This window comes from Petralouisia sp. (assembly GCF_056822245.1).
Map to the genome: position 1 here is coordinate 79,493 of NZ_JBQIOP010000011.1, position 10,646 is coordinate 90,138.

General features: G+C 44.3%; 10 protein-coding genes, 1 pseudogene and 1 riboswitch. Of the genes and pseudogenes, 3 read left to right on the forward strand and 8 right to left on the reverse strand.

Annotation, left to right across the window (positions count from 1 at the left end):
* Nucleotides 1-17: 17 nt before the first annotated feature.
* The 3 genes and pseudogenes from uvrB to ACTO17_RS06425 form a co-directional block, all read right to left on the reverse strand.
* Complete coding sequence (gene uvrB, locus ACTO17_RS06415) at nucleotides 18-2,000, reverse strand: excinuclease ABC subunit UvrB (RefSeq protein ID WP_482557315.1); 1,983 nt, start codon at nucleotides 1,998-2,000, stop codon at nucleotides 18-20.
* A 420-nt stretch (nucleotides 2,001-2,420) separates the two neighbouring features.
* Complete coding sequence (locus tag ACTO17_RS06420) at nucleotides 2,421-3,089, reverse strand: virulence RhuM family protein (RefSeq protein WP_482557316.1); 669 nt, start codon at nucleotides 3,087-3,089, stop codon at nucleotides 2,421-2,423.
* Nucleotides 3,090-3,300: 211 nt separating this feature from the next.
* A pseudogene (locus ACTO17_RS06425) lies at nucleotides 3,301-3,582 on the reverse strand (DEAD/DEAH box helicase family protein); the annotation flags it as partial.
* A 400-nt stretch (nucleotides 3,583-3,982) separates the two neighbouring features.
* Between ACTO17_RS06425 and ACTO17_RS06430 the strand changes: the two are divergent.
* Both ACTO17_RS06430 and ACTO17_RS06435 read left to right on the forward strand, forming a co-directional pair.
* Nucleotides 3,983-4,423 carry a MarR family winged helix-turn-helix transcriptional regulator gene (locus ACTO17_RS06430; RefSeq protein ID WP_482557317.1) on the forward strand — a complete coding sequence of 147 codons (441 nt, stop codon included), beginning with the start codon at nucleotides 3,983-3,985 and terminating at the stop codon, nucleotides 4,421-4,423.
* Nucleotides 4,411-5,184: a sulfite exporter TauE/SafE family protein gene (locus ACTO17_RS06435; protein ID WP_482557318.1), complete on the forward strand. Its 774-nt coding sequence runs from the start codon at nucleotides 4,411-4,413 to the stop codon at nucleotides 5,182-5,184. Before ACTO17_RS06430 ends, ACTO17_RS06435 begins: the two co-directional genes overlap by 13 nt.
* 44 nt (nucleotides 5,185-5,228) lie before the next feature.
* On the opposite strand, the gene ACTO17_RS06440 is transcribed toward ACTO17_RS06435, so the two are convergent.
* The 5 genes from ACTO17_RS06440 to ACTO17_RS06460 form a co-directional block, all read right to left on the reverse strand.
* Complete coding sequence (locus tag ACTO17_RS06440) at nucleotides 5,229-5,501, reverse strand: DUF1905 domain-containing protein (RefSeq protein WP_482557319.1); 273 nt, start codon at nucleotides 5,499-5,501, stop codon at nucleotides 5,229-5,231.
* A 121-nt stretch (nucleotides 5,502-5,622) separates the two neighbouring features.
* The gene (locus tag ACTO17_RS06445; RefSeq protein ID WP_482557320.1) at nucleotides 5,623-6,153 is read right to left on the reverse strand and encodes a flavodoxin domain-containing protein; all 531 of its coding nucleotides are present in this window, start codon (nucleotides 6,151-6,153) and stop codon (nucleotides 5,623-5,625) included.
* A gap of 142 nt (nucleotides 6,154-6,295) precedes the next feature.
* Nucleotides 6,296-7,483 (reverse strand): methionine adenosyltransferase, encoded by a 1,188-nt coding sequence (gene metK / locus ACTO17_RS06450; protein ID WP_482557321.1) that lies wholly within the window; start codon nucleotides 7,481-7,483, stop codon nucleotides 6,296-6,298.
* Nucleotides 7,484-7,614: 131 nt separating this feature from the next.
* Nucleotides 7,615-7,711: riboswitch (SAM riboswitch) on the reverse strand.
* Between the two features lie 119 nt (nucleotides 7,712-7,830).
* A complete protein-coding gene (locus tag ACTO17_RS06455) occupies nucleotides 7,831-8,748 on the reverse strand; it encodes a sugar phosphate isomerase/epimerase family protein (RefSeq protein WP_482557322.1) in 918 nt (305 codons plus the stop codon).
* Nucleotides 8,720-9,256 carry a Gfo/Idh/MocA family protein gene (locus ACTO17_RS06460; RefSeq protein WP_482557323.1) on the reverse strand — a complete coding sequence of 179 codons (537 nt, stop codon included), beginning with the start codon at nucleotides 9,254-9,256 and terminating at the stop codon, nucleotides 8,720-8,722. Before ACTO17_RS06460 ends, ACTO17_RS06455 begins: the two co-directional genes overlap by 29 nt.
* A 326-nt stretch (nucleotides 9,257-9,582) precedes the next feature.
* Between ACTO17_RS06460 and ACTO17_RS06465 the strand changes: the two genes are divergently transcribed.
* A complete protein-coding gene (locus ACTO17_RS06465) occupies nucleotides 9,583-10,512 on the forward strand; it encodes an HD-GYP domain-containing protein (RefSeq protein ID WP_482557324.1) in 930 nt (309 codons plus the stop codon).
* Nucleotides 10,513-10,646 lie beyond the last annotated feature (134 nt).

Below are 10,646 nucleotides of genomic sequence, written 5' to 3' on the forward strand. Positions count from 1 at the left end.
CTCCTTCAGGCTGCCTGTTACATATCGCGCAGGTTCTTTTTCAGTTCTATCATCTTGTCACGCAGCTCTGCCGCTGCCTCGAAGTTCAGTTCTGCCGCCGCTGACTGCATCTTCTTTTGAATTTCCCCAATCAGTTTCTCCAGTTCTTTCTTACTCATAGATTCCGGATCTTTCTGGAATTTATACTCTTCCTTGGCAACTTTCTTAGAGATGCTGATCAAGTCGCGCACTGATTTGCGGATGGTTGCCGGCGTAATTCCATGCTCCTGGTTGTATGCCTGCTGAATAGTTCTCCTTCGGTTGGTTTCATCAATGGCCACCCGCATGGAATCGGTAATGCTGTCCGCGTACATAATTACATGGCCCTCGGAATTCCTTGCGGCGCGGCCGATGGTCTGAATCAGGGACGTCTCCGACCTTAAAAATCCTTCCTTATCCGCGTCCAGAATCGCCACCAGAGTAATCTCAGGAATATCCAGTCCTTCCCGCAGCAGGTTAATGCCCACCAGTACGTCAAACACATCCAGGCGCAAATCCCTTATAATTTCCGCCCGTTCCAGAGTGTCAATATCCGAATGAAGGTACTTCACACGAATTCCCACTTCGCGCATATAATCTGTCAAATCCTCTGCCATCCGTTTGGTCAGGGTGGTAATCAATACCTTATTTTTCCTGGAAATTTCTTTATTTACTTCTCCAATTAAATCGTCAATCTGGCCTTCCACCGGACGAACATCAATCTCTGGGTCTAAAAGCCCTGTGGGGCGGATAATCTGCTCTGTCCGAAGCAGTTCATGCTCTTTCTCATACACATTAGGCGTGGCTGACACAAACAGCATCTGGTCTATCTTGCCCTCAAACTCTCCAAAATTCAAAGGCCGGTTATCCTTAGCAGAGGGCAGGCGGAACCCATAATCCACCAGAGTGGATTTCCTGGACTGATCCCCGGCATACATGCCCCGCACCTGGGGGATGGTAATATGGGATTCATCCACAATAATCAGAAATTCTTCCGGAAAATAGTCGATCAGCGTATGCGGCGGCGCTCCCGGCTCCAATCCGGACAGAAAACGGGAATAATTCTCAATGCCGCTGCAGAACCCTGTTTCTTTCAGCATCTCAATATCGAAATTGGTACGCTCTGCAATCCGCTGGGCTTCCAGCAGCTTGTCCTCTCCCTTAAAATATTTCACCCGTTCTTCCATTTCCTTCTCAATCTCTGCTGCTGCATGCAGAATCTTCTCTGGTGCAACCACATAATGAGAAGCGGGAAAAACTGCCATATGCTCTAACTGCGTCTTGATTTCTCCAGTTAAAATATCAATCTCTGTAATGCGGTCTACTTCATCTCCGAAAAATTCCACCCGGATTGCGGTTTCGCCATAATTGGCAGGAAAGATTTCCACCACATCTCCCCGCACCCGGAACGTTCCCCTGTGGAAATCCATATCGTTTCTTGTATATTGTATGTCGATTAATTTCCGGATAACCTCGTCTCTGTCCTTCACCATGCCGGGCCGCAGAGAAAGCATCATGTTTTTGTAGTCCACCGGGCTGCCCAGTCCGTAAATACAGGATACACTGGAAATGATAATCACATCCTCCCGTTCCGCCAGGGCTGCGGTGGCTGAAAGACGGAGTTTGTCAATTTCTTCGTTGATGGCGGAATCTTTGGCAATGTAGGTGTCGGTGGATGGGACGTAGGCTTCGGGCTGGTAGTAGTCGTAGTAGGAGACAAAATACTCCACTGCATTCTCAGGGAACATCTCCTTGAATTCTCCATAAAGCTGCGCCGCAAGCGTTTTGTTATGGGCGATGACCAGCGTCGGCTTCTGCAATTCCTGAATGACATTCGCCATCGTAAATGTCTTGCCGGAACCCGTAACCCCTAGTAAAGTCTGGAATTGATTGCCCTCCTTGAAGCCTTTGACCAACTCGGCGATGGCCTGCGGCTGGTCGCCTGTAGGCTTGTAGGGGGCTTGTAATTTGAACTCTGGCATATGAAAATCCTTTCTTTCATGATATTGTTATGACTACTATAAGCCACATAATTTGTGTGATTCCTTGTTTTTCAGTTGGTTAATAGGAGAACTTTTCGGATTACACGAATGAAAGTCACAAATTCATTTTTTGCAACACCGTAGCACCAAATAGCACAAGGTATCACGGTATATAATAAAGGTCACAAATTTCTTATAAATTTTGCTTTTATAGTATATCACTATATATAAAAAAAGTATACACAGAATTGAACATTTGTTCGCGCTTTTTCTCTCTTGTCATCTGCAAACTCAGATTATTACATTTTGGGGCCTATTTCTCAATCATAAATTGACGTTTACAATTTACAAAAACATTTTCAAGTTAGGATGTATTCTAAAAAACCCAGAACTCACATATCCTAGCTTTTGGTGATATATTTATTTTTCACATAACAAATTAAGTAACTCCTCATTTTCCAAAACACCTCTATATAAACAAACCTCCCAAAAATTATTTCCATATATCTTCTCTACTATTTGAATTCGCAATTCTATTACTTCTTTTAAATTCTTTGTGATTTCACTGTTTTTATCATAATCATAGCTACATTGCTCAAATATATCCGTGATTTTTTGATAGGCTCTACGCTCACTTGCCCTGATCTCCCGGATACGTTCCAATAGTTCATCAAAATAGTCTTTTCCAAAGGGTTTGCCATTTTTCAACATATCATCATTTAATACAAAGCCCTTAATAATATATTCTTTTAATGTTTTTGTTGCCCACTGCCGAAATCGAGTAGCTTTTTTGGAATTCACACGATACCCTACAGCAATAATCGCATCCAAATTGAAGCATTTTACTTTTCGGCTGACATTTCTTCCACCTTCATTTTGAACTACCGAGAAAAACTCGGTAGTTGCTTCTGTGTCCAATTCTTCTTCTTTATAAATATTTTTCAAATGCAACGAAATATTATCTGTTGTACAATCAAATAATTCTGCCATTACTCTTTGCGTCATCCAAAATGTTTCTTCTTTAAAAATGACGTTCACATAAACATTTGTATTCTCTAACTGATATAATATAATCTCATGCTCCTGCATAGCTCCCACCTCTCCAAATTGTACGACATATTATTTCTATCATATAAACAATGAATTTTATCTATATGGTGTTGTATAATCTATTACACGAATCCAGGTCACAAACTCCCCCGTCCGCCTAGTGTTATTTCGTCCATAATCCCCCATCTTGTCCACAAAATACGGTACAATCAACACTAAATAATGCGGTTTTCACCCTGTCCACAAATTAGGACACAAAATACTCCACTGCATTCTCAGGAAACATCTCCTTGAATTCTCCGTAGAGCTGCACCGCAAACGTTTTGTTGTGGGCAATAACCAGCGTCGGCTTCTGCAATTCCTGAATGACATTCGCCATCGTAAATGTCTTGCCGGAACCCGTAACCCCTGGTAAAGTCTGGAATTGATTGCCCTCCTTGAAGCCTTTGACCAGCTCGGCGACAGCCTGCGGCTGGTTGCCGGTGGACTTGTAATCACTGTGAAGCTTGAATCTATTTTGTGCAGTCTGCACAAATACCGCCTCCAAAAGTCATAGTCAAAAGTTCGATATTTCGCCCGCAATCCATACAGTTTCGGTATTCCATTTTTTAATACCTGTTACACGAATTTGGGTTACTCATTTATGTTTACCATATCAGACGGAATTCATAGAACAAAATAAACAATCTATTCCGCATTGCAGCCTTCCTGTCAAATTTTATCCAGACCGGTTCTTTCTCAGTTTGCATATTATAATAGCACATATCCCCTCTCTTGTCTACAAAAATACAAACATTTGTTTGTATTTTTGACAGGACCTGACCCCTGAATCCAAATATTTGTTTGGTTTCAGCGCACAGCCTGAATATATTCCTTGACTTTCTCATCTCCGATGATATAATTGTTCTAAAAAGAACAAAAGAAGGGCTATTATGCGTTTTTGGGAAAATCAAAAGGTACTTACCTCTTTTTATTCACAATGTATCAAGCCGGTATGCGACAGATATCATGTGACGCAGATGGAATTGAATATTTTAATGTTTCTCACAAATAATCCGGAGTATGATACTGCATCTGAAATCATACGGATTCGTATGCTGACCAAATCCCATGTGTCCAGTGCACTGAAGAAACTGGAAAGCCGCGGATTCATTCAGACATACTTTCGGGGCAAGAACCGAAAGACCCAGCATATTTCCATTCAGGAAAGTGCATATCCATTGATTGAAGCCGGAAAACATGCCCAGAGAGAATTTGCCCGGAAACTGTTTCTGGATTTTACAGAAGAAGAAATAAAACTGTTTTCTGAACTTTTTCAGAAAACATGCAGAAATGCCCGTAAAGGAATGGAGGTTACTGAATGGAACTTTTGATTGTATTTTTCGTATGTTTTATTGCCGGTATGGGAGCAGGGCTCGGAACCGGTTTTGCCGGAATGAGCGCAGCTGCTGTGATCAGTCCCATGCTGATCACATTTCTCGGCATGCCGGCATATCAGGCGGTAGGCATTGCGCTTGCCAGTGATGTGTTAGCAAGCGCTGTCAGCGCTTATACCTACGGCAAAAATAAAAATCTGGATATCAGAAACGGTTCTGTGATGATGGTTTTCGTTCTGATATTTACTTTTGTGGGAAGTTTAACAGCAAGCAAAGTTCCCAATTCCACAATGGGAAGCTTCTCCACCGTAATGACCCTGTTTCTGGGAATTAAATTCATTATCCGGCCTGTCATGACCACAAAAGAATCCATGGCGTCTGTATCAGTGAAAAAACGCATGATCCAGTCGGCGCTGTGCGGCACGGCAGTCGGTTTTATCTGCGGATTTATCGGCGCAGGCGGCGGAATGATGATGCTTCTGTTGCTGACCGGCATTCTTGGTTATGAACTGAAAACAGCCGTGGGAACCAGCGTATTTATTATGACCTTCACTGCCCTGACAGGCGCCGGAAGCCATTTTATCATAGGCGGTATGCCAAAGCTTCTGCCCCTGACATTCTGTATTGCTTCCACGCTGCTTTGGGCCCGCATTGCCGCCAAAATCGCCAACAAAGCAAGCGCCGTTACCTTAAACCGGGCCACCGGCGTTGTGCTTACCATATTAGGGGCCGCAATAGTTCTGGTGAATCTTTTTTAATTTTTCCCGGGCCGGTTTCGGGCAGGAAGCAGTATTTTCAGATTTTAGCGTTCCTGCACCGTTACCTGCACCCGATCGCCGGGCTGCTTTCCTATTTTGGCCCGGATATCTTTGCGCAGGCCGATGATATAGCAGATACTTCCGTCCTGATTTTTGACCCCCATATTGACAATGCTGCCGTCATAAGGTTCCCCGTCGAAGGTGACATGGACTTTCACCCGCCCCTTTCCGAATTCCTCCCTGATATCCCAGGGAAAAACCACATATGCGCCGCCTTTCTGCTCTGCCGGATAAATCTCTGATTCATATTCGTACATTTTGCATTCCTCCATTTTGGGGCTGCCGCATTCAGACCTAAGCATACAAGATGCCATATTTTGTAGTTGTATTTCTTAATGCCGCAGCCTCGTATATTATAACAGAAAACTATAAAAACAATCACCTCTTTAAATAAGAAATCAGCGGCCGGACATATTCTTCTGAAGAAATGTCATAGGAGCCTGCAATCATCCGCTCCATCATTTGTTCTTCCTGGCTTTTGTCCTTTTTCTTTTTCAGCATAGCGCGCAGGCCCTTCATCATCAGCTTATCTGCAAAAGACATTTTTTCATAACACAGGCCGGACTGCATGTAAAAATGAGGAATTTTCTGCAATTCATCATCTGTCAGGTTTTGTTTCCAAAAGTCCTTTATCACCTGTTCTTCCGTATTGGGAGTGGCCCCTGTCACAAATACCACCAACTGTCCTGCACCGCTTTTTTGAAACATTTCCTTTGCCTTCTGATAACCGTCAATCCTGCCGGCGTAAGCCCTGCTACCAAATACCACTGTGTCATATTCTGACATAAGTTCAGCCGTTGCTTTTCTGTACTCCACCACCCTGCCGCCGGTTTCTTTTCCTGCCAGTTGGGCATATTTTTGGGTAAACCCAGTGCTGCTTTTATAAACAATTAAGATATTATACTTCATGCTTTCACTCCTGTTTCACTTTTCTTCCATTGCCTGCTTCAAACATGCTTCCGATTCCTATGGTGTAAATCAGCATATTAAGAACGCCATTGCCCGGTTCCTTCAAACCGCAGCAATGGCTTCTCTGATCTGTAACTTTACATTATAAATATTTTTTCAAAATCTCTACCTTATCGGTTGCTTCCCAGGGCAGGTTCAGGTCGTCCCGGCCAAAGTGTCCGTAGGCTGCCGTCTGTTTGTAGATGGGACGTCTTAAATCCAGCATCTTAATAATTCCTGCCGGACGAAGATCGAAGTTTTCGCGGATCATTTCCACCAGCTTCTCATCGGAAATTTTGCCGGTTCCGAAAGTATCTACCATTACGGAGGTGGGCTGCGCTACGCCAATGGCATAGGATAACTGAATCTCGCATTTTTCCGCAAGGCCTGCCGCCACAATATTTTTAGCAACATAGCGGGCTGCATAGGCCGCGGAACGGTCTACCTTGGTGCAGTCTTTTCCGGAAAAAGCGCCGCCGCCGTGACGGGCATATCCGCCGTATGTATCCACGATAATCTTTCTTCCGGTGAGTCCTGCATCTCCGTGAGGCCCGCCAATCACGAAACGTCCGGTGGGATTGATGAAAAATTTCGTCTCTCCGTCTACCATTTCCTGGGGCAGAATCGGATCAAACACATACTTTTTAATGTCTGCGTGAATCTGTTCCTGAGTCACGTCAGCGTCATGCTGAGTGGACAGCACCACTGCCTCCAGTCGTCTGGGCCTGCCCTCTTCGTCGTATTCCACAGAAACCTGTGTTTTTCCGTCCGGGCGCAGATATGTTAAAGTACCGTCTTTACGTACCTTTGTCAGCTGCAGCGCAAGTTTATGAGCCAGTGAAATCGGATAAGGCATTAACTCCGGCGTCTCGTTGCTTGCATAGCCGAACATCATGCCCTGATCGCCTGCGCCGATTGCCTCTAACTCTTCCTCTGACATTTTATTTTCCTTAGCCTCCAATGCCTTGTCCACACCCATGGCAATGTCAGCAGACTGCCGGTCCAGAGACACCATTACAGCACAGGTATTTCCGTCAAATCCGGTGTCTGCATGGTCATAGCCGATTTCATTTACCGTATCTCTGACAATCTGGGGAATATCTATATTGGCTTTTGTGGTAATCTCTCCGGTGACAAGCACAAATCCGGTGCAGGCTGCCGTCTCGCATGCCACCCGGCTCATGGGGTCCTGGGCCATCAATGCGTCTAAAATCGCATCGGACACTGCATCGCAGAGTTTATCGGGATGTCCTTCTGTTACCGATTCTGAAGTAAATAATCTTTTTTCCATTTTTCTCCTCCTGGTTGTTCCAAACAATTGTATTTTTAATATCACAGGAAACGCAGCGCATTTCCAATGACACAAAAAATCCGCTTATATCAAAATAAGCGGATCTGATTCCAAAAAAAGATTATCAAATCCTCTTATTGTTCGATGACTCGCTCAGGTTGGCACCTTCCGTAGAGGGGTTGCCGTGGCTTCACAGGTCCTATGTACCTCCACCACTCTGAATAAGAGAAATTAATATCTGGTGAAGTATCACAACTTCACCAGTACAACAATATTCGGTTTTTCAATCTTCTTTCACTGACTAAGATACACTCTTTTTCCTGTTCTGTCAAGTGTCTTTTATCGTTTTATGCTTCGATCGCTTTCCTCAGCGCTTCCTGATGACGGCGCACCTGTTCGATGCTGTCAACGCCCACATCTCTCAGATGTTCGCCTCCTTCATATTCGGAACTTAAGAAGCCCCTGTAGCCGGCTTTTTTAAACGCCGCTACAACCTCCGGAATTGCCACCGCTGTTTCTGTACCATCTTCATGCACATGATAAAACTTTGCATGAGTGTGGAAAATATAATCAATATTATCAATAATATCCTGGGGTTCAGACCATGAATAAGTAAAAGACGCACCGGCATATGCCTTGTCTGCCGGCCCTGCGCCGGCTTTTTCCACTGCCTCCATCATCTCTTTCATGCCGTTTGCCATGCGGTATTCCATATTTGCTTTTCCCAGGTTCAGATCATATTTAATCTTCACAAATCCTTTCGCCATACGGTTTGCATAAGCGTCGTCCACAATCTTAATGCACTCTTCCGACGCCCCCTGCCTTCTTGCCTTATCCCTTAAAACATCCGGAATATTTTTGCAGAAAATTCCCATATCAGGGATAAATCCGAAATGCTTTGTACCCGTCCTCTGGATCATTTCCATATACCCGTCTGCCCATCCGGAATTGAGGGAAAAGGGCGCATGCACCTCCAGACCAATCTTTACATCCATCTTTGCCGCATAATCCAGACTTCCCTCAATGACATCCATAGGCGTAGACACCAGCGTGCGCAGATTTTTAAAGCCAAGCAGGGAAGCCAGGCGGATATCCCGCTCCATCATATTAATCTGTTCCCCCAGCGATAAAGTACGGTTATCATAGATTTTATTTTCCAGAAAAGCATCGTAACAGGACGGCTCCAAATTAAATTTTTTCAACCATTCAAACCACTGATCCCGGAATTCCTGCGTTTCAATCGGAAGGGGAAATCTGCGGATCATCTGTTCCGCCAGAAGCTCTACGCCTGTAGCGCCTGTTTTTGCAGTTTACTCCATATAACTGGGATTTGATCAGGTACATATCTCCCACCATTGCCTTGTCATAAACTTCTTTCATAACACGGTAATCTTTGTCCCATCTTCTCTGCTGATGCACGGTGAAGATTACTCCGTTTTCTTTACATGCCGCAACCATTTCATCATATTCTGCAACACTCATTGCAGCCGGTTTTTCGCAGATCACATGTTTGCCCGCCGCCGCTGCTTTCTTCACCATTTCCGGATGACTTGGATTGGGCGTAGATATCATAAGTACATTGACGTCCGCATTTGCCAGCAGTTCGTCTATGGACGCATAGGTTTCCACGCCTGCCGGCGCATCTTTTAACTGTTCCGGGTTGGTATCTGCGACAGCGACAAGTTCAATTTCATCAAATGTTTCCATCATGTCCGCATCGCAATGTCCCATAAAACCAAATCCCACAATTCCCAGCTTTATTTTATCCATCATTCTTTTCCTTTCCGGCAACTGTTCGCTCTGGGCAAACGGAAGCCATTATATTCTGACTTTTTCTGTCTGTGTATACTATATGGTATTTCATCAGAAAAATCTTTTTTATAATTATCCTCATTGATTTCTTAATTTTGACTATCCGCAGATTCATAAATAAACAAGGACAAAAATAATATAACTTTTTTTGTCCTGTACCGCCCCGTGTTTAAAACGTAAAGCACGTAAATTATTCTGTTTTTCTTGACAAATATTCCCTTTATTTTTATACTATTAAAAAGTGAATAAGCATTCACTTGCAAAAACCATAACAGGGGGAAAAATGAATGAATACATGTTCTGCCGGGGAACTGAACCGGAGCCGGGCAGCCAACCCGTCCTACGCACAAAAAGTGAAGTCTCATCCGGAATTTATGGCATATCAGATCGAATATCAGAAGGAAGTCCATTCCATCCGAACCATTTTTGACACGATTATCAACTATCCTAATGCTCCCATCAACATTCACCTTATCCTGGAGGATTGTTCCAGATTAGCCAGCTTAAATACCACCACTCTGGATCTCTTTGACCGGATGCACAATATGCGCCTGGACGACGACAGCGTCTATTCCCATTGTCTGAATGTAGCCCTGATTGCCCGCCAGATGGGAAAATGGCTGCGCCTGACCCATGAGGAACTGAACGTATTGACCTTATGCGGATTATTTCACGATATTGGAAAAATACAGATTCCGGAAGAAATTTTAAATAAACCAGGAAAATATACAGAAGAAGAATTTGCCCTGATCCGGCAGCATCCGCTGGCCGGTTATAATCTTTTAAAAAATCTTCCCGCAGATGAGCGGATCAAAAAAGCCGCCCTGCTGCATCATGAACGCAGTGACGGCTCCGGATATCCCCAGAAATTAAAGGCCGGACAGATAGAAGATTTTGCAGAAATTATTGCCATTGCCGATGTGTATGACGCCATGACTGCCGCCCGCTCCTACCGTTCGCCTCTGTGCCCCTTCCAGGCCATTGACATGTTTGAAAAAGACGGCCTTCAGCTCTACAGCCCCAAATACATACTGACTTTCTTAAACCGGATTGCAAACACCTATCAGAACAACCGGGTACTGCTGAATAACGGCCAGAGCGCAAATATTGTGATGATCAATGACAAGCGCCTGACACGGCCTATGATTCAGCTGGACAATGGTTCTGTGGTGGATATGCTGGATTTGCCGGAGTGGGAGATTATCAAGATTATATAAGGGAGGATTCCTTTTTATATTTTGGATACGGACGGAACTACCGGATGGCCCTTTCACTCGCAAACTGGGCAGCGTTTCGGCAAACTAACTTCTAACTTCGGCTAAGGAAGTCAGGAGAGCCTTCCTTCCTAAGT

Bases quoted from the DNA above. Each gene is read 5' to 3' on its own strand.
- uvrB (WP_482557315.1), bottom strand. From the start codon at position 2,000: ATGCCAGAGTTCAAATTACAAGCCCCCTACAAGCCTACAGGCGACCAG.
- ACTO17_RS06420 (WP_482557316.1), bottom strand. From the start codon at position 3,089: ATGCAGGAGCATGAGATTATATTATATCAGTTAGAGAATACAAATGTT.
- ACTO17_RS06430 (WP_482557317.1), top strand. From the start codon at position 3,983: ATGCGTTTTTGGGAAAATCAAAAGGTACTTACCTCTTTTTATTCACAA.
- ACTO17_RS06435 (WP_482557318.1), top strand. From the start codon at position 4,411: ATGGAACTTTTGATTGTATTTTTCGTATGTTTTATTGCCGGTATGGGA.
- ACTO17_RS06440 (WP_482557319.1), bottom strand. From the start codon at position 5,501: ATGTACGAATATGAATCAGAGATTTATCCGGCAGAGCAGAAAGGCGGC.
- ACTO17_RS06445 (WP_482557320.1), bottom strand. From the start codon at position 6,153: ATGAAGTATAATATCTTAATTGTTTATAAAAGCAGCACTGGGTTTACC.
- metK (WP_482557321.1), bottom strand. From the start codon at position 7,483: ATGGAAAAAAGATTATTTACTTCAGAATCGGTAACAGAAGGACATCCC.
- ACTO17_RS06455 (WP_482557322.1), bottom strand. From the start codon at position 8,748: ATGATCCGCAGATTTCCCCTTCCGATTGAAACGCAGGAATTCCGGGAT.
- ACTO17_RS06460 (WP_482557323.1), bottom strand. From the start codon at position 9,256: ATGATGGATAAAATAAAGCTGGGAATTGTGGGATTTGGTTTTATGGGA.
- ACTO17_RS06465 (WP_482557324.1), top strand. From the start codon at position 9,583: ATGAATACATGTTCTGCCGGGGAACTGAACCGGAGCCGGGCAGCCAAC.